At 70.0% G+C, this 18,493-nt stretch carries 16 protein-coding genes; 9 read left to right on the top strand and 7 right to left on the bottom strand.

The features are described 5' to 3' along the window. The first annotated feature begins 15 nt into the window (after nt 1–15). Both merA and IEY55_RS05025 read left to right on the top strand, forming a co-directional pair. A complete protein-coding gene (merA, locus tag IEY55_RS05030; RefSeq protein WP_189054442.1) occupies nt 16–1,440 on the top strand; it encodes a mercury(II) reductase in 1,425 nt (474 codons plus the stop codon). Nucleotides 1,441–1,823: 383 nt separating this feature from the next. Further along, nucleotides 1,824–2,714, top strand: a complete 891-nt coding sequence (locus tag IEY55_RS05025; RefSeq protein ID WP_229686067.1) for an alpha/beta fold hydrolase — start codon at nt 1,824–1,826, stop codon at nt 2,712–2,714. A gap of 450 nt (nt 2,715–3,164) precedes the next feature. On the opposite strand, the gene IEY55_RS31870 is transcribed toward IEY55_RS05025, so the two are convergent. Then, on the bottom strand, nt 3,165–3,392 hold the full coding sequence (locus tag IEY55_RS31870) for a hypothetical protein (RefSeq protein ID WP_229686066.1): 228 nt from the start codon (nt 3,390–3,392) through the stop codon (nt 3,165–3,167). A 473-nt stretch (nt 3,393–3,865) separates the two neighbouring features. Between IEY55_RS31870 and IEY55_RS05020 the strand changes: the two genes are divergently transcribed. Next, complete coding sequence (locus IEY55_RS05020; protein WP_189054440.1) at nt 3,866–4,930, top strand: S8 family peptidase; 1,065 nt, start codon at nt 3,866–3,868, stop codon at nt 4,928–4,930. A 157-nt stretch (nt 4,931–5,087) separates the two neighbouring features. On the opposite strand, the gene IEY55_RS05015 is transcribed toward IEY55_RS05020, so the two are convergent. Together IEY55_RS05015 and IEY55_RS05010 are read right to left on the bottom strand one after the other, a co-directional pair. Next, entirely contained in the window at nt 5,088–6,284 is a 1,197-nt protein-coding gene (locus IEY55_RS05015; protein WP_189054438.1) for an FAD-dependent oxidoreductase, read from the bottom strand. A 275-nt stretch (nt 6,285–6,559) separates the two neighbouring features. Continuing rightward, nucleotides 6,560–7,528, bottom strand: coding sequence for a helix-turn-helix domain-containing protein (locus tag IEY55_RS05010; protein ID WP_444543283.1), 969 nt, complete (start codon nt 7,526–7,528; stop codon nt 6,560–6,562). A gap of 54 nt (nt 7,529–7,582) precedes the next feature. Between IEY55_RS05010 and IEY55_RS05005 the strand changes: the two genes are divergently transcribed. Further along, a complete protein-coding gene (locus tag IEY55_RS05005; protein ID WP_189054434.1) occupies nt 7,583–8,254 on the top strand; it encodes a DJ-1/PfpI family protein in 672 nt (223 codons plus the stop codon). Between the two features lie 287 nt (nt 8,255–8,541). Here the strand turns inward: IEY55_RS05005 and IEY55_RS05000 are convergent, their stop codons facing one another. After that, the gene (locus IEY55_RS05000; RefSeq protein WP_229686064.1) at nt 8,542–9,015 is read right to left on the bottom strand and encodes a DUF305 domain-containing protein; all 474 of its coding nucleotides are present in this window, start codon (nt 9,013–9,015) and stop codon (nt 8,542–8,544) included. Between the two features lie 218 nt (nt 9,016–9,233). Continuing rightward, nucleotides 9,234–9,686 carry a DUF6153 family protein gene (locus IEY55_RS04995; RefSeq protein WP_189054432.1) on the bottom strand — a complete coding sequence of 151 codons (453 nt, stop codon included), beginning with the start codon at nt 9,684–9,686 and terminating at the stop codon, nt 9,234–9,236. A 209-nt stretch (nt 9,687–9,895) separates the two neighbouring features. On the opposite strand from IEY55_RS04995, the gene ctaD reads away from it, so the two are divergent. The 4 genes from ctaD (at nt 9,896) to IEY55_RS04975 (ending at nt 14,946) form a co-directional block, all read left to right on the top strand. Then, nucleotides 9,896–11,668, top strand: coding sequence for an aa3-type cytochrome oxidase subunit I (gene ctaD, locus IEY55_RS04990; protein WP_189054430.1), 1,773 nt, complete (start codon nt 9,896–9,898; stop codon nt 11,666–11,668). Nucleotides 11,669–11,831: 163 nt separating this feature from the next. Further along, on the top strand, nt 11,832–13,028 hold the full coding sequence (serB, locus tag IEY55_RS04985; protein ID WP_189054829.1) for a phosphoserine phosphatase SerB: 1,197 nt from the start codon (nt 11,832–11,834) through the stop codon (nt 13,026–13,028). Further along, nucleotides 13,028–13,804: a peptidyl-tRNA hydrolase gene (locus IEY55_RS04980; RefSeq protein WP_189054428.1), complete on the top strand. Its 777-nt coding sequence runs from the start codon at nt 13,028–13,030 to the stop codon at nt 13,802–13,804. Before serB ends, IEY55_RS04980 begins: the two co-directional genes overlap by 1 nt. Nucleotides 13,805–14,691: 887 nt before the next feature. Next, nucleotides 14,692–14,946, top strand: a complete 255-nt coding sequence (locus IEY55_RS04975; protein WP_189054426.1) for a hypothetical protein — start codon at nt 14,692–14,694, stop codon at nt 14,944–14,946. A gap of 62 nt (nt 14,947–15,008) precedes the next feature. Here IEY55_RS04975 and IEY55_RS04970 read toward each other — a convergent pair whose 3' ends face one another. Together IEY55_RS04970 and IEY55_RS04965 are read right to left on the bottom strand one after the other, a co-directional pair. Next, nucleotides 15,009–17,096, bottom strand: a complete 2,088-nt coding sequence (locus IEY55_RS04970; RefSeq protein WP_505735174.1) for an ATP-dependent DNA helicase — start codon at nt 17,094–17,096, stop codon at nt 15,009–15,011. A 27-nt stretch (nt 17,097–17,123) separates the two neighbouring features. Continuing rightward, on the bottom strand, nt 17,124–17,909 hold the full coding sequence (locus IEY55_RS04965) for a hypothetical protein (RefSeq protein ID WP_189054425.1): 786 nt from the start codon (nt 17,907–17,909) through the stop codon (nt 17,124–17,126). A 130-nt stretch (nt 17,910–18,039) separates the two neighbouring features. Here IEY55_RS04965 and IEY55_RS04960 point away from each other — a divergent pair, with 130 nt between their 5' ends. Continuing rightward, nucleotides 18,040–18,480 (top strand): hypothetical protein, encoded by a 441-nt coding sequence (locus tag IEY55_RS04960; RefSeq protein ID WP_189054423.1) that lies wholly within the window; start codon nt 18,040–18,042, stop codon nt 18,478–18,480. The last annotated feature ends 13 nt before the right edge of the window (nt 18,481–18,493 follow it).

The following is an 18,493-nucleotide window of genomic DNA, read 5'->3' as shown; positions in this document are numbered from 1 at the left end:
ACGGGGAGGCGTGTCATGCGGTACGACCTGGCGGTCATCGGTTCCGGCGGCGCGGCGTTCGCGGCGGCCATCGCCGCCCGTCGCAGGGGCAGGACCGTGATCATGATCGAGCGCGGCACTGTGGGCGGGACCTGCGTGAACACCGGGTGCGTGCCCAGTAAGGCGCTGCTGGCCGCGGCCGAGGCCCGGCATGTGGCCGCCGTCGGCCCGGCCCAGTTCCCGGGGGTCACCACGAGCGCCGACGGGGTGGATGCGGCGGCACTGCTGGCCGGCAAGGATGACCTGGTGACGACGTTGCGGGCGGAGAAATACGTGGACCTGGCCGTCGAGTACGGCTGGCAGGTCCTGCCCGGCACCGCGCACTTCGTCGCCCACTGCGGGAGCCCGCTGCTGGAGGTGGACACTCCTGGTGAGGGGACCGTCCGGGTGGAGGCCGAGCACTACCTGATCGCGACCGGCTCGACCCCGTGGGCGCCACCGATCGAGGGGTTGGCCGAGGCCGGCTACCTGACGTCGACCACCGCGATGGAGCTCGACTCCCTCCCGGGGTCGATGATCGTGCTCGGCGGCAACGCCATCGGCCTGGAACAGGCCCAACTCTTCGCCCGGCTCGGCGTCCAGGTGAGGATGGTCGAGGTGCTCGACCGGCTGGCGCCGCTCGAGGAACCCGAGATCAGTGAGGTGATCGAGCAGGTCTTCGCCGACGAGGGCATCGCCGTGCACACCGCCACCACCGTCACCGGGGTCCGCCGGGACGAAACCGGCTACACCCTGACCGCCACCCGCTGCGGCCAGCCCCTCGACCTGCGGGGAGAACAGCTGCTGGTGGCCACCGGACGCCGCCCCACCACCGCTGGCCTCAACCTCGACAGCGTGGGCGTGAAGACAGGACCCCGAGGCGAGGTCGTGGTCGATGAGTACCTCCGCACCACCCACCCCCACATCTGGGCCGCCGGCGACGTCACCGGACACCCGCAGTACGTCTATGTGGCCGCCGCACACGGCACCCTGGTCGCCGCCAACGCACTCGACGGCGCGACGCGCACCCTGGACTACACCGCGCTGCCCCGGGTCACCTTCACCACACCCGCGATCGCGTCCGTGGGGATGACCGACGCCCAAGTCGTTGCCGCCGGCATCCGCTGTGACTGCCGCACCCTACCCCTGGCCTACGTGCCCCGAGCCCTGGTCAACCGGGACACCCACGGCCTGATCAAGATCGTCGCCGAGGCCGGAACCGGCACACTGCTGGGCGTCCACACCATCGCCGAGGGCGCCGGGGACATCATCACCGCCGCCGGCTACGCGCTGGCCGCCGGCCTCACCGTCGACCAGCTCGCCCACACCTGGGCCCCCTACCTGACCATGGCCGAAGGACTCAAACTGGCCGCCCAGACCTACACCAGCGACGTCACCAAACTCTCCTGCTGCGCCGCCTGACCCGCCTGGGAGACGGAAGTGCCGAACGGGATCCCAACGCCGTGTCGACCTCGGATCGGGCAACCATGTCCGCGATCGTCCACAATGGTCCCGCGCCGCTGTTGGGTTCAGCTCCTCAACCGCGCATATCCAGCAGCCACCCCGCCTGCCAGGCGCACAGCGTGGCGCATTGACGGCGTAGGCGTGGTTTTCTCACCGTTTTGCTTCTTCCCGGTGCCGCGCCGCGTTGGTGGAAGCCCAGGACTGCCGTTGCCATCCGAGCTGTTTCCCGGCTGGGCGGTCGGCGAATCAACGCTGCCCGTGGGGCTCCGGCGTTGGGCCGAGGCGGGCGTACCGAAGGAGAACCGCATGTTCCGCGGGTACTGAAAGGAAGGTCGGGCGCATTGATCGGGCGGACAGCGGCGAATGGTCAGGGTGGTGCGCACTCGTTCGGGTCGAGCGCGTTCGCCACGACCGAGGACGGTCGGCGGCTGCACCACATGGAGCGCGGAACCGGTGAGCCGACCGTGGTGTTCGAGTCTGGGATGGGGTTCTCACGATCGACCTGGGGGCTCGTTCAGCCGCTTGTCGCCGAGCGGGTGCGGGCCGTCGTGTATGACCGGGCCGGGACCGGGCGCAGCGACGAGGATCCGCAGCCGCGCACGCTCGACCGGCTCGCCGGTGACCTCAACGCGCTGCTGGGGGCGCTGGGACCGGGTCCGTTCATCCTCGTCGGGCAGAGCTGGGGCGGGCCCATCGTTCGCGTCGCCGCAGCGGCCGACCCCGCGCGCATCCGGGGCCTGGTGCTCGTGGACCAGAGCGACGAGCACTGCGACCGGTTCTTCACTCCCGCAACGGAGAGGAGGCACGTAGCGATCCGGATGCTCCTGCCGGTGCTGGCCCGGCTCGGGCTCTACCGGCTGCTGGGCGGTCCGGCGGGCCGTGCGCAGCCCGCCGACGTGGCCGCTGACCTCCGCCGGGAGGACTTCACAGTGCGGGGAGCACGAACCCTGCTCGCCGAGCTGGCACCCTGCACCGACGAGCTGCGCCGCCTGCGGGAGCGACCACCCGCACTCGGTGACCTCGAGGTCAGCGTCATTACCGGCACGAAACCAATCCGACTGGGCAGAGGCATCCGGGCGGCGGTGTACGCCGCCCATCAGCAGACCGCTGCCACCCTTCCGAACGGACGGCTGGTCGAAGCGCGGCGCTCGGGTCACCTCATCAACCACAGCGAGCCCGAGCTGATCGTCAACGAGATCCTCCGCATGACCGACACCGGCGGCCGGTTTTAGCGTCCGTGCGAACGTCATCACCTCGCAACAAGGTGCCCACCAGCTTGATTGTCTTCGGATGCCCCTCATGAGCCGCTAGGTTCGGCGCGGGATCTGTCCGGCGCTGCGCTCGCTCGACAAGAACGTGGTCTGTCCGGGGGCGTTCTCGAAGATTGTCGCGCTGAGGCCGCGTATCGGTCGGGCGTGGGTCCGGCGATGGGACCGCGGATGAGCGTTGGATACCACGGGATCCGGCCCGAGGGGTTCTTCGGCTCGGGGCACAGTGCCGGACTCCGCGGACCAGGGTGCTACTGCCTCACGTCGCGAGACACGAAGTCGCCCATGTGCCCGGCGCCGCTTGCTCCGTCACCGGCGGGGTAGAACAACCTGCGGCTCTCGTTTTGCATTCGGCCGGCGGACAAGCTCACCAAAAATGTCGTCGACTCGTCGGTGCGCTGCGTAAGGAGCTTCTCAGCGTCGGTCCGGCGGTGACTGGTTTCGTCGCGAACGGCCGCCCACAATTACGGACAGAATGATGGGGGCGAAGAAGATCTGCCGTATTCGGGTGAGGATCAGTGCCACGATCGACGCGGCGGCGGGAACGGCCAGGCCACGGTCAGGGACCGGCACCACCGGGCCGTTCACGACTCGTGGCCTGGCCAACCCGGCGGCGACATCGGCATCCCATCGCTCACGCACGCGTGGAGGTGATCGCCAATCGTGCGGGGGCTGCTTCTCGCACAGGTGGTCGCGGCCGCAGGGCCGCCGCGACCGTTCGCGTTGAGGGCGACCGGACGACCGACGCCACCTGGTTGCCTCGAGCCTGCTCCGTCCCCGCGTTCCAGGTCGCCGCGGCGGCTCCTTGCGCAGCTCCTCCCCGCGGCCAACGTGTGGAGGCGTTCGGGCGGTGCGCTTCGGGCGTGAATGCGCCTGAACAGGAGGTCCCTGTTCGAGGTATCCATTGCTGCATCTTGCTTGCGGCAAGTCATCATATTGACCTGTACGGACTAGATTATGTTGGTCCATATAGTCCTATCAGTAGGGCTTTATGGACGCTCCGTAGTGCTGTCGCGACAACTTTCCGCCACCGTCGTCGTTGCGACCGGTAACGCCCGCCGGCCCGCGCCGAACAGCTGTGGGGCCGCCGGCTGCCTCGCCCTTCGGGAGGACCTATGCGACACGCCCTACCCTTCGGAGCGGCTCTCGCCGCCCTGCTCCTGATCACCCCCGCCGCCGCGGCCAGCACCAGTGACCCGCTGTCCGACCGCCAATGGGGCCTCGACCAGATTCGTGCCGAGCGTGCCTGGGAAACCAGCACCGGGGCCGGTGTGGTCATCGCCGTCGTCGACACGGGGGTGGACCTCACGCACCCCGACCTGCGCACGAAGCTCGTTGCCGGCGCCACCTTCGTCGGGTGCGGCAAGCGTCCCGCGCCGTGCGGGGACGGTGACTGGAAGGGCGTGGACGGTGTCGGCCAGCCGTCGGACGTGCACGGCACACACGTCGCCGGGATCGCGGCGGCAAGGACGAACAACCGGACGGGTGTTGCGGGCGTGGCCCCCGACGCCAAGGTCATGCCGGTGAAGGTGCTCGAAGACGGAACCGGCAGCTTCGACGACATCGCCAAGGGCATCCGCTGGTCCGTCGACCACGGTGCCGAGATCATCAACCTGAGCCTCGGAGCGCTCCCCGGCGTGCAGGCACTCGTTCTCACCGGGGTGTTGTCCGATGTGCAGGAGGCGATCTCGTATGCCTCCGACAGGGGCGTTGCCATTGTTGCGGCTGCGGGCAACGAGGCTGCGCCGCTCTGCGACACACCTTCCTTCGACAGGGGAGCGTTGTGCGTCGCGGCAACCGACCGGAACGAGCTCAAGGCCTGGTACTCCAACCTGGCTTTCAAGCTGGACAACAAGGTTGTCGCCGCCCCGGGCGGGGCAGGGCTGCGCAACTGCAACGACAACGTGTGGTCGACCGTGCCACAGGGCACCGGGTCGGACTCCTGCGGCCAGGCCGACTACGACGCCTTCGCCGGGACCTCGATGGCCGCGCCGCACGTCGCCGGCGTGGCCGCACTCCTGTACGCCCAGGGACGTGACCTGGCCGACGTGGAGAACGCGTTGCTGACGACCGCACGCAATCCTCTCCTTCTCGGGCTCCGCGGCGTCCCCACGCTGCTGTACGGACGGGGCATCGTCGATGCTGAGGCGGCCGTAGCCGCACCGAGGAAGATCACGTAGAGCTGGCTGGCACCGAGGCAGGAGAGCGCCACTCTCTCCTGGATGGTGCTGGTGGGGCTTTGCACCGGAGTCCCACCAGCACCATTGTGATCAGGACGAGCAGCCGCATCACAGAAGATCCGAGATTTCCCTTGCCCACAAGCCAGTTCAACGACCGCTACGGCTCTGGCGTGACAGGCGTGTCCCAGTCGATTTGGTGGTCATAGAGCCAGGAGCGTTTCTCGGAAGGCTTGCCTTGCTTGGTGCGCTGACCAACATCACTCAAGATGCGCTTGACGCCGTCACGTGTAGCTGTCGCCGCTTGCTCTGCGCTGGCCGCCACAAGGCGTTCGACCCGGCCGCGACGAAGCTTCTCGTAGGTGGCGAACGCCTGGGCCCGATCCGGGATGTCACGCAGGCACTTGGCGAGCACCACGCTGTCTTCCAACGCCATCGAAGCTCCCTGACCCGCGGCGGGTGACGCGGCATGAGCGGCATCACCGACGAGCACCATGGACGGGGTGTACCAGGTCGGCGTCGATGGGATGTCGTAAGTGCTGTTGACGAAGATGTTCTCGCCGGTGGCTCGGACGATGTCCGCGGCGGGCGTCCCGTCCTCGGTGAAGAAGCCGAGCGTCCACTGTCTCCACTGTGCGCTCGGAGTGACGGCAATGTCGTTTTTGGACAGTTCCTCACCCTGGATTCGGGCGAACCACCACGTCTGACCGTCCGGTGCGGTTGTGTAGCCGAAGAACGCGCGGTTGCCGTAGATCATGTGGTACGAGTTCGTCGCCGAAGCCACCCACCTCTCGTCGGTGTAGCCGTAGGCGACGTTCACGCCGGTGTAGCGGGGCCTCGGTGCCTCGGGATCGATGATCGCGCGCGTGGCCGAGTGAATGCCGTCCGCACCGATGAGCAGGTCGCCTTCCGCCTGACTGCCGTCGGCGAAAGAGGCAACAACACGACCGTTCGAGCCGACTACCGCATCCGTAAGCCGCTTGCCGTGCTCGATGGTGATCCCGCGGCGACCGGCCTCGGTGTGCAGCACCCGGTACAGCCCGGCGCGGGTGAGGGTGCGAGGTCCCCGTGGGCCGACCGCTGTCTCCTTGACGAGGGACCGTTCGTCGAGCCGCGCCCCACTGGCGTTGCACGAAATGACGCTGTCACCGGCGAAGGAGTTGTCGACCACGGGCTGCTCGGCCTCGATCGCCCGCAGCGCGTCGAGGCCGTTGGCCATGATGCTCAGGAAGGCGCCGATGTCGTCGGCCCCGGTGGGGTACGCCTCGTAGATCGTGGCGTCCATACCCGCTTTCGCAAGGGCCATCGCGGTCGCCGGACCGGCGATCCCACCGCCGATGATCAGGGCATGGGTCATAACGCTCCACTCGCTCGTGCCGCGCCGCCGCAACCTGCCGTTCCGGTCGGCCGTTGCCTCGAGGGTGGTGCCGATGTTGCCTCCAGCGCAAAGGGTCGAGGTCACGAGGCCGCCGGCGGAGCCACCGACCGGGAGCAGCGCCCGGTGGCAGGACCGCCAGCCACCGCCCTACGCGGGCCGCGCGAGGTATCCTGAAGAGGCCGAATGGACGGGCCCGGTAGGTCCGGTCGAGGGGCGAGACCTCTTGATCGGGCCTACCGGTCTTTTCGGGCCCGTCAGCCCCGGAACGCCTGACGGTGGGCCGTCGGGGTGGTTCCGGTGGCCCGGCGCAGGTGGATCCGGAAGTTGGCGGCGGTGCCGAATCCGCTGGTCGCCGCGATCTGATCGATCGGCAGGACAGTCTCTTCCAACAGGTGCAGCGCCAGGGCCAGGCGTTGCTCGTGCAGCCAGCGCAGCGGCGAGGTCCCCGTCTCCGCCTGGAACCGGCGGCAGAAGGTACGGACGCTGTAGCCCGCGTGGTCGGCCAGGTCTCGCAACGTCAGCGGGTCGCCGAGCCGCTGCTGCGCCCAGCTTCGCGTGGGGCCCAGGCCATCGTCGTCGAGATCCTCCCGCGAGCTGGCCGGAAGCGGGCGTTCCACGTACTGCGCCTGGCTGCCCCCGCGGAACGGCGCGACCACCAGTTCCCGCGCGAGGGTGGTGGCCACCTTCTGTCCGTGGTCGGTCCGGACCAGGTGGAGACACAGGTCGATGCCGGCGGCGACGCCGGCGCTCGTGGCGATGTCGCCCTGGTCGACATAGAGGACGTTGTCGACGACCGACACCTTCGGATGGAGCTCGGCCAGCTCCCGCGTGTAGCACCAGTGCGTCGTTGCTTGGCGGCCGTCCAGCAGCCCGGCTGCGGCCAGCGCGAACGCGCCCGTGCAGATCGACACGACGCGGGCTCCCCGCTCGTGCGCGGCGCGCAACCCGGACAGAACCCGGTCCGGAAGGGGCCTGGCCGGCGGGCGGTAGCCCGGGATGATCACGGTGTCCGCACCGTCCAGGGCGGCGAGACCGACCGTCCCGGTGACGGCGAAGCCGGTCGAGGTCCGCACCCGCCGCGAACCCGGAGTGCACAACCGGAACGCGTAGCGCTGGTTGTTACCGAAGACCTCGGCGGCGATCGACAGGTCGAAGGCGACGACCTCGGGCAACGCCACCACCACGACCCGGTGCGGCTGGGCCGTGACCTGATTTTTGCGCACCTCGGCAATCTTGCCACTCGCTGCGACGGCCGGCCCGGACAAGGCTTCCACCCCATGGAACGTGGAAGTCCGCGGCCGCATACCCTGCCCGCCGGCCCGGCCGGGCCAGACGACGCGCCTTCAGCCGGAGACCAGCAGCCCGGGGGCATCGGCATCCTGCTGTTCGACGGGGTCGAGGAGCTGGACGCGATCGGCCCCTGGGAGGTGCTCAAGATCTGGACCCGCAGTCACCCCGAGGACGGGTACCGGGTCTTCACGGTCGCGGCCGAGGCCGCACCGGTGCGGTGCTGGATGGGGCTCAGGGTGCACGCCGAGTACTCGCTCGACGACTGCCCGCCACTGGAGGTGCTGGTCCACCCGGGCGGTACCGGGACCCGGGACGTGATGAAGGACGAGCGGTGGCTCGACTGGCTTCGGCAACGGCGGTCGCAGACGCCGCTGTTCACCAGCGTGTGCTCCGGCGCGATCGTCTACGCGGCCGCCGGCCTGCTGCGGAACCGGCCCGCGACCACGCACCGATGGGTGTTGGAGGAGCTCGCGGCCACCGACACCACGGTCGACGTGCGGCGGAACGTCCGTTTCATCGATGACGGCGACGTGATCACCTCGGCCGGCATCTCGGCCGGGATCGACATGGCGTTGCACCTGGTCGCGCGGCTGGCCGGGGTCGAACGGGCCAGGGAGGTCCGCGAGATCATGGAGTACGACCCCGAGCCGCCGGTCTGACCGGGGCCGTCTCCACCGGCGACGACCCGTGACGCTCCTGGGGCGCGTGTTCGTCTGGGTAGGGGTCGTACCGGGTCAGGCGCCCAGGATCACGACGCAAGGCGCATGGAAAACCTGCGATCGACCCGACCGATCGTCGATCTCGGCTGTCAGCGGCTCGTGCGACGTCTCGAGCCACGATCAGTGAGCCTGGCTGCCCTCAGTACGCACTTTCCAGGACGTGCCAAGGCCGGGACAAGCGGTGGGGGAGGGGTGGGCACGACGGGGCGTGCCCACCCCGTGTGCCCTCAGCCGAGCATCGCGTTCATCTCGTCGATCTCGGCCTGCTGGCCATCGATGATGTTCTTGGCCAGTTCCTTGGCCTGCGCGTTCGTGCCCCGCTCCCGGTCGGTCCGCGCCATTTCCAGCGCGCCCTTGTGGTGCTCGATCATCATGCGTAGCCACATGCGGTCGAACTCGGTGCCGGTGGCCTTCCATAGTTCGGTCATCTGGCTGTCGCTCATCATCCCGGCCATACCGTGGTCCCCATGCCCACCGGCCGCCGTGGGCGCCTCGGCACCCCAGTCCCGCAGCCAGGCGGTCATCTTCTCGATCTCCGGCTGCTGTGCCTGCTCCACTCGCTTGGCGAGGTCGAGCAACTCGGGGTTGTTGCTGCGGTCCGGCACGAGTTTCGCCATCTCCACGGCCTGCTCGTGGTGCGGGATCATCTGCTGGGTGAACGCGGCGTCGGCCTCGTTGCTGACCGTACGACGATGCGGCACCCGCCGCGGTCGTGGTTGTGCCGCCCGCGTTCGTCGCCTTCTCGTCGGCCCCACCACAGGCGGCCGCGAACAGGACGCCGGTCGCCAGCAGCGCATCAACGATTTGCTTACGCACGGTTCTCTCCTCGACTTCGTGCGTGGATGTGTGGACGCGATCGGCCCAGCTCGCCCGGCGTGCGAATCCGCTCGAACGAACGCCGGGGGTGCTGGTGAGCCGATCACAGCCGCCACACGCACAAAGTGGAGAGACGCCGCGGGACAGGTGGCGCCCGGCCGGATGGGAGTGGCCGGTCGTACCCGGCGAGCGCCGGGAACTGCACGAGTGCTCCGACACCAATGTGGCCGAGCAGCAGCAGGGTGATCAGGCCGAGCGCGCTGACTACCAGCCCCACACAGAGATGGAGACCGGTGTGGCTACTTCCATCGGAAGTCGGCGGAACCGGGGCATAGCGGACAGCGGATGACGAACCGGTGCCCGCCTGGTGCTGAATGTGGACGCCAGTCGTCGTGTGCCCGGTGTGCGTCTGGTCCGGCTCGGCCAGCTGGTGCATCGCCAACAGTCCGAGACCAAGCGTTGCCACGAGGAGCACAAGGAGCAGTCCGCGTGGCGTCGCGACCGCGCCGCCACACCGCTCCCGGGTCACCCACAGCCCGCCAGGATAGCGATCCACACCGTCCGGGTTGGACCCGTGGCGGCAGCATCCCGGTGTGAGCTGGGTAACTACGAACGCCTGCGACGTGCGAGAACGGAACACTGTGCCGCAGCCCCCACGCAATCGACGCAGGACCGCGGTTTACGATCCGGGGTGGCATCGGGCCGCCCAGCGGCCGGGGTGCCCCGCGGGTTTTTGAGTTCCACCAGGTGAGAGCAGGAGGCACCGTGACGGCCGTTGCCCCTCAGCCGATCGCGACGCGCCCGTACTCGGCGCGTCAGACGGCAAAGGGTTCGTTCCTGCTGCGGATGTTCCGCACCACGGACCACAAGCAGCTCGGCATCATGTACATCGTCACGTCGATGGCCTTCTTCCTGGTCGGCGGCGTCATGGCGTTGCTGATGCGCACCGAGCTGGCGCGCCCGGGTCTGCAGTTTCTGTCCCAGGAGCAGTTCAACCAGCTGTTCACCATGCACGGCACGGTGATGCTGCTGCTCTACGCGACGCCCATCGTGTTCGGGTTCGCCAACTACGTGCTGCCCCTGCAGATCGGCTCGCCCGACGTGGCGTTCCCGCGGCTGAACGCCTTCTCCTACTGGCTGTTCCTGTTCGGCAGCCTCATCGTGCTCAGCGGGTTCCTCACCCCGGGCGGCGCCGCGGACTTCGGCTGGTTCGCCTACACCCCGCTGTCCGACGCGGTGCACTCCCCGGGCATGGGTGCCGACCTGTGGCTGAGCGGCCTGGCCGTGTCCGGTCTGGGCACCATCCTCGGCGCGGTCAACATGATCACCACGGTGGTCTGCCTGCGCGCTCCGGGAATGACGATGTTCCGGATGCCGATCTTCACGTGGAACATCCTCATCACCAGCCTGCTGGTGCTGCTGGCGTTCCCGATCCTGACCGCCGCCATCCTCGGCCTGCTCGCCGACCGGCACCTCGGCGCGCACGTGTTCGACCCGGCCAACGGCGGCGTCATCCTGTGGCAGCACCTGTTCTGGTTCTTCGGCCACCCCGAGGTCTACATCATCGCGTTGCCGTTCTTCGGCATCGTGTCCGAGATCTTCCCGGTGTTCAGTCGCAAGCCGCTGTTCGGCTACAAGGGCCTGGTCTACGCGACGCTGGCGATCGCCGCGCTGTCGGTGACGGTGTGGGCGCACCACATGTACGCCACCGGCGCGGTGCTGCTGCCCTTCTTCGCCTTCATGACCTTCCTCATCGCCGTGCCGACCGGCGTGAAGTTCTTCAACTGGATCGGCACGATGTGGAAGGGGCAGCTCACCTTCGAGACCCCGATGCTGTTCAGCGTCGGCTTCATCGTGACGTTCCTCTTCGGTGGCCTGTCCGGCGTGCTGCTGGCCGCCCCGCCGATCGACTTCCACGTCTCGGACACCTACTTCGTGGTGGCCCACTTCCACTACGTGCTCTACGGCACGATCGCCTTCGCCACCTTCGCCGGTATCTACTTCTGGTTCCCGAAGATGACCGGGCGACTGATGGACGAGCGGCTGGGCAAGCTGCACTTCTGGACCACCTTCATCGGCTTCCACGGCACGTTCCTGGTCCAGCACTGGCTGGGTAACGAGGGCATGCCGCGGCGCTACGCCGACTACCTGCCCACCGACGGGTTCACCACGCTCAACACGATCTCGACGATCGGCGCCTACATCCTCGGTGCCTCGATGCTCCCGTTCATCTACAACGTGTTCAAGAGCTACCGGTACGGCGAGATCGTCCAGGTCGACGACCCGTGGGGTTTCGGCAACTCGCTGGAGTGGGCCACCTCCTGCCCGCCCCCGCGACACAACTTCACCGAGCTGCCCCGGATCCGCTCCGAGCGGCCCGCCTTCGAACTGCACTACCCGCACATGGCCGAGCGCATGCGGCTGGAGGGCCACGTCGGCCTGTCCGGCAAGCCGGTGCCGAACCCGGACCACCCGGAGCTGGCCGCGGCCGCGGCGCGGACCGACCAGCGGGCCGGCGGCGACCCCGAGGCGAAGTAACCCGCCCGGGTCGATGCCCGACCCACCCGCTCGACGGCGAGCCCCGGTCACCCACACTGGGTGTACCGGGGCTCGCCGCATTGTCGAACCCGACGCCGGGCGACGCCCGACCCGCACCGACAGGAGCCGGCTCGTGACCGTGCCGCACGCCACCACCGTCCTGATGACCGTGACCGGGCCCGACAAGCCCGGGGTCACCTCCGTGTTGTTCGCCGCGCTCACCCGGCACGGCGTCGAGATCCTCGACGTCGAGCAGGTGGTGATCCGCGGCCGCCTGGTGCTGGGCGTGCTGGTGTCCACCGAGCACGACCCGGAGGGACTGCAGGAGGCCGTCGAGCAGGCCATGGCCAGCGTGGGCATGCACGTGGACGTGGAGGTCAACGCCGAGGCCCGGATGGCGGCGCGGCTGGGCTCCAGCCACGTGCTGGTGGTGCTCGGCCGGCCGGTGACCGCTCGCGCCTTCACCGAGGTCGCGCGGCGGCTGGCCGCGCTGGGCGCCAACATCGACGCCATCCGGCGGGTGGCCGACTACCCGGTGACCGGGCTGGAGCTGCTGGTGTCGGCGGCGGGGGACAGTCCGCACGCCGACACCGAGCTGCGCTCGGCCATGGCCGAGGTGGCGGTGCGGGCCGGTATCGACATCGCGGTGGAACGGGCCGGGCTCTCCCGGCGGGCCAAGCGGCTGGTCGTCTTCGACGTGGACTCGACCCTGGTCCAGGGCGAGGTGATCGAGCTGCTGGCCGCGCACGCCGGGCACGAGGCAGAGGTGCGGGAGATCACCGAGGCCGCGATGCGTGGGGAGCTGGACTTCACCCAGTCCCTGCAGCGGCGGGTGGCCCTGCTGGAGGGCATGCCGGCCGGGGTGCTCGACAAGGTCGCCGAGACCCTGGAGCTGACCCCGGGGGCGCGCACCACCATCCGCACGCTCAAGCGGCTCGGCTTCCGCTGCGGCGTCGTCTCCGGCGGGTTCACCCAGGTCGTGCAGCGGCTGGTGGACGAGCTGGGGCTGGACTTCTGCGCGGCCAACGAGCTGGAGGTGCACGACGGGCGGCTGACCGGCCAGGTGGTCGGCGACGTCGTGGACCGGGCCGGCAAGGCCGCGGCGCTGCGCAGCTTCGCCGAGCGGTATGGCGTCCCGCTCGCCCAGTGCGTCGCCGTGGGCGACGGGGCGAACGACATCGACATGCTGTCCGTGGCCGGTCTGGGCGTGGCGTTCAACGCCAAGCCCGCACTGCGCGAGGTGGCCGACGCGGCGTTGTCCTACCCGTACCTGGACGCGGTGTTGTTCCTGCTCGGGGTGACCCGGGCCGAAGTGGAGGCGGCCGACGCCGCCGACGGACTGGACCTGCAGCGCATCTGATGGGAACTCGCTTCGCGATCCTGGAGCCGCTGGCCGCCCGCTATGCCGACTGGCTCGGCCGGTCCCGGGTCGACGACACCTCCGAGGAGGACCCGGACCAGGTGCGGGCGATGCCGGTGGTGCTGCGGATCGAGAAGGCCACCCTGCCGCCGCGATCCGAGCTGCTTGCGGCCGCCGCGTCCGCGGCGCTCGCGGTGTGCCTGGACGACCGGGCGGCGCCGGGCGGGCAGTGGTACGAGCCGGTGGACACCTGGGTTCGCGGCCGGATCCGGAAGGTCGCGCGGCGAGCCCGCGGCGCGCAGTGGCGGGCGGTCACCGAACTGCCCGGGGTGACGGTGTGCCGCGGGGGAGCCGAGGTGCGCGCGTTGCTGCCGGGCCGGGTGGTCGAGGTGCCGCGCGAGGTGGCGAAGCTGCAGATCTCGGGCACCGAGCTTCCCCTGGACGAGCCCGGGCCCCCGCCCGCCGGGGTGTCCGTGTTGTGGCTGAGCCCCGCGGTGCCGATGACGGTGGGGAAGGCCGCCGCTCAGGTCGGGCACGCCACGATGATCCTGGCCGCACTGCTGGATGCCAGCGGCGCCGGCGACGAGCTGGCGAAGTGGGCCGAGGCGGGCTTCCCGTGCGTGGTGCGACAGGCCGACAAGTCGACTTGGGCCGACCTGCAACCGGGCGAGGAACCGGAGCGGGCGTGGCGTTCCCGCCGTGTCGCCGCCGTGCGCGACGCGGGCTTCACGGAGGTTGCCCCCGGCACGGTCACCGTTCTCGCCACCTGGCCATGACACCGACACTCAGCGTGCAAGGGCTGGATGGGGCGGCTGTTGGCCGTTCAGGGCGATTGACCGCGGCGGCCACCTTCGATGGGCTCGTTCTGACCGGCCGAGGTGGTCGGTACTGGGGGAAGGAGAGCCCATGATGGGGCGCGCGGTACGTCGTGCGGGGATTGTGACCGGTGCCGTGGTCGGGGCGATGACGTTGTCCGCCTCGGTTGCGTCTGCGGCGCCCGTGCACGCCACCTACGCTGAAAGTGAATTCCGCGGCACGTTCACGTCCGGCCCGAAACGGTGCACTTCAAGGGCACCCTCCGGGACTTCGGCCGGCACCGAGGTGACACCGACCTGCTCCTGGAGCTCGTGACGACCACCGGTACCACCAACGTCGCCTTTGCACGGAGGGAAGACGGCAGGAGCTGGCCGTTCGCGCAAAACGTTCCTTACACCGGCACCGTCAAGGAAGGCTGGACGTATGTGTGCGGCCCGGTGAGTGGGCGCTATACGTGCGGCCCGCAGATCCGGTTCGTTCCCTGACCTTGGGGCAGCACCGCAGGACCTGTGCCGGCGAGGTCGCGGCGGCGTGGTGGGCTATGACGCCGCGACCGGGATCGCCGAACGGCTGTGGGTGGCGTAGCAGGGTGCTGTTTGCCCTGGTCAAAAATGCCGTGCGCGGGGGGATACGCGCCCTGTACGGTTCCTGGCATGATCCTCTGAGGATGTTCCCGCGCTGTCAGCGCCGCGCCAGCCGCATTCCGGCTGTGACGCCACCTCTTTCTCGAACCATGTCCCGCCGCTGTGCGGTGCCGCTCGTCGATGCTGGTGATACCCACCTCCGCTCGTCGCTTCGTGAAGTCCTCGTGCTGGCACCTCAGCGTTCGAACCAGAGGAGGCCATCCATGGCTGTACGCCCGGAACGGAACACCGCCACCAACCGTCCCCGTACCGATGTGCCGGAGCAGAGGATCACATTGACCCAGAACGGAAATCCCCTCGTTGACGCCACGACCGGCGACGGCGACCAGGTGCCGCTCAGCAGGCGGGAACGGCGCAAGGCGGGCAAGGGAGTCCGCTTCGACGGCTGGGGTCCGGTGCGAAGCCAGCCCCGTCCGCTCGGTAACCCACGCCAGTACACCGTCCGCCGCCACGGCTGACGATGAGATCGCTCGACCACGCCCCGCCGGTTTCGCCCTCTCCAGGGCGGAACCGGCGGAGCTCAGCCATTGATCCGGCGGAGAGCGGAGCGGACGACCTCGGGATCGTGGGTTGTCCAGAACGGCGGCAGGGAAGCCCTTAGGAAGCTCCCGTAGCGCGCGGTGGCCAGGCGCGGGTCAAGGATCGCGACCACGCCGCGGTCGTCGGTGGATCGCAGCAGGCGGCCCGCGCCCTGGGCGAGCAGCAGAGCGGCGTGTGTGGCGGCCACCGAAAGGAAACCGTTGCCACCGCGGGCGGTGACGGCACGTTGGCGGGCCGAGGCCAGTGGGTCATCCGGGCGTGGGAACGGGATCCGGTCCATCACCACCAGCTGCAGGGACGGACCGGGCACGTCCACCCCCTGCCACAGCGACAGGGTTCCGAACAGGCAGGTCGGGGTGTCCTCGGCGAACTGTCTGACCAGCAACGCGGTCGAGTCGTCTCCCTGGCACAGCACGGGAAAGTCGATCCGTTCCCGCAGCGCCTCCGTGGCCTGTTTGGCCGCGCGCATGGAGGAGAACAGACCGAGGGTGCGGCCACCGGCCGCCTCGACCAGCCCCGCCAGCTCGTCGAGGTACTGCGGCGGCAGGCCGTCCCGTCCCGGCGGTGGCATATGCCTTGCCAGGTAGAGGATCCCGCTACGGCGGTACTCGAACGGTGAGCCGACGTCCTGCCCGGTCCACCGTGGACCATCCACATCGGGCGAACCGGTGTCGTCCGCAGGTGGTTCCTTCTCGGTCGCGGCGCCCGGTGCTGATCGGGCCGGAACCGGCGACGGTGGCAACCCCCACTGCCGGGCCAGCGTGTCGAACGTGCCGCCCAGCGTCAGCGTCGCCGATGTCAGCACTACCGAGCGTGGCCCGAACAACCGCTCCCGCAACAACCCGCCCACGGTCAACGGTGCCACCTTCAGCGTGGCCGGCCGCACCTGGTCCTGGCTGATCCCGCCGGACACCCACACCACGTCGAAGCGCTCCGACTCCGGCGGTTTGAACGCGGTGAGCAGTCGCACCGCCGTGTCGTGCACCTCCTCCAGCAACGCCAGGGCGAGCTTGCGAGCCGTGCTGCCCTCGACGTCCTCCCTGCGCTCCGGGCCGAGCGCGGTGATGCAGGCGTGCGCGGCGTCGCGCACCGCCGCAACCGCCCCGGCCAGCGGCTGCGCCAGTTCGTCGAGCCGGCCCGGGGAGAGTTCGCCGAGTGCGAGCGCCAGCCCGTCGCCGGCCTCGGCCAGCCGGTCGGCGATCTGCTCGTCCACCAGGCGCCCGCAGCGCCGGGCCGCGGCGGTGATCGCGGCCGCCGACAGCTCGGCGCTGGCCACCGAGGTCACCCGGTCGACCAGCTCGTGTGCCTCGTCGACCACGACCACGTCGTGCTCGGGAAGCACCGGATAGCCCTCCAGTGCGTCGATCGCCAGCAGCGCGTGGTTGGTGACCACAACATCGGCCCGACCGGCCTCGGCCCGTGCTCGCTCGGCGAAGCAGTCGGTGCCCACCGGGCAGCGGGAGACGCCGAGACACTCCCGGGCGGTCACCGAGACCTGCCGCCACGCCAGTTCGCTCACCCCTGGCACGAGCTCGTCGCGGTCGCCGGTCCCGGTCTCCGAGGACCACTCGTGCAGCCGCTGCATCTGCCGCCCCAGTGCCGACACCGCGCGGGGGTCGAACAGGCCCTTTTCGGCCGGTTCTTCGGGTGCCCCTTCGTGCAGCCGGTGCAGGCAGAGATAGTTGCGCCGGCCCTTGAGGATCGCGAACCGGGGCTTGCGGCCCAGCATCGGCGCGAGTGCCTCGGTCAGTCGGGGAAGGTCGCGATCGACGAGCTGGCGCTGCAGCGCGATGGTCGCGGTGGAGACCACCACGGTCGCATCCTCGGTGAGGGCGTGTCGCAGCGCCGGCACGAGGTAGGCCAACGACTTCCCGGTGCCGGTGCCCGCCTGGACCGCCAGGTGCTCGCCGGTGCGGATCGCCCGGGCCACCGCCTCGGCCATCGCGACCTGGCCGGGCCGCTCCGCGCCGCCGAGTGCGGCCACGGCCGCGGCGAGCAGGTCACCGACCCCCGGCACCTCGGCGCTGCCGGTGGCGTTGCTGGCGGACTCCAGGGTGGGGGACGACACGACCGGTGACGCTACCGCCTGGAGCCGTCAGGACACGCCAGCCTCGGCCAGGATCCGGCGACCGAGATCCACGGCGGCCCTGGCGTGCTCGGTGGTGAGAACCCTCTTCGCGCCCGCCCGCACCGCGACCAGCTCCCGCAGCGGTCCGGCCAGATCCGGCCAGGCCGACATGGCCAGCTCCGCGCCGCGCGTCTTGCTCACGACCTCACCGGTGGTGATCGTGTGCCACAGCCGGGGCGGCCCGAAAGCCACCCACATGATCGACTGTGCCAGCATCTCCTCGCCCGGGGAGCGCAGCGCGAGCAGCAGCTCCACCTGCTGCAGCAGGGACGCCCAGTAAGAGGCCAGGTTGCCCCGGCAGAAGTCCCGCACCCGGGCCATGTCGACGGGTGGGCGGGGCTCGTCCCCGCGCACCGTCACCCGGTACCGGTCGAGCTGGAGCCAGGTCACCGGGTTGAGCCAGAAGGAGCGGTCGGTGGCGTTGAAGTCGCCCGAGTTGACCCACGGACCGCCGGCCGCCTCCTCGGGTGGTCCCGCCAGCTCGCCGGGTCGGACGTAGAGCGCCTCCACGTGGATGCCGGGGCCGGTGTGCGCGCCCGCCAGGGCGGCCAGGTCGGCCGGGTTCGGTTCGCGGGCCAGCTCGGCCACCACGTCCAGGTCGGAGCGTCCCGGCTGGTAGTCGTCCAGCACCGCCGAGCCGATCACGTGCAGGCCGCGCACCAGGCCCGGGGCGGCGCTGTCCAGCCGCGCCAGGTGCTCGGCCGCGGCGGCCCGCGCGGCCGCGGGTAACGCGGGACGGTCGTCGTCGATCATGGTCGCCGACGCTACCGATCCCGAGGCGGGTGGGGGCAGTGTCGTCGGGGAAGACGATCCGATGCCGGTTCCCTCACGGGACGGTCTCAGGGGGGCGTTCGGCCGGATGGAGCACGCCAGGATGCATCTCGTGTCCGTTCCCCGTGTTCGCCGATGGCTGCCGCTGCTGGCCGTGACCACGCTCGCGCTGACCGGCTGCCAGCCGGAGGAGCGGGGGCGGATCCTGGTTGGCCGGGACAAGAACGACGCGGTGGTGGCCGTGCTCGGCGCCTGTTCGGTGGGTGACGAGGTGGAGCTGGTGATCACGAACCGCTCGGCCGAGGGCGAGCTGGCCCGAGCCCGCACCAGGATCTCCAACCCGCCGCTGCGCGTGGCGTTGTTCGGCCAGCCGCCCGGCTGGGAGGTCGAGCGCTGGGGGGACCTCGCCGCGGCCGGCCGGGTGCAGGTCAACGCCTCGGTACTCGACGCCAGGGGGGCCGTGCGTTACCAGCTGCGCTCGACGGTGGTGGACCTCGACCGGGTCCGGCCGCTGGCCTCCGGCGCGAACGACGACGCCACCAGCACGTGCTGAACCGCCAGGCGCT

This window comes from Longimycelium tulufanense, from assembly GCF_014645795.1.
In the GTDB taxonomy this organism is placed as follows: Bacteria; Actinomycetota; Actinomycetes; order Mycobacteriales; family Pseudonocardiaceae; genus Longimycelium; species Longimycelium tulufanense.
Note: the sequence above shows the minus strand (reverse complement) of the source record. Positions and strands in the feature narration are given on the sequence as shown.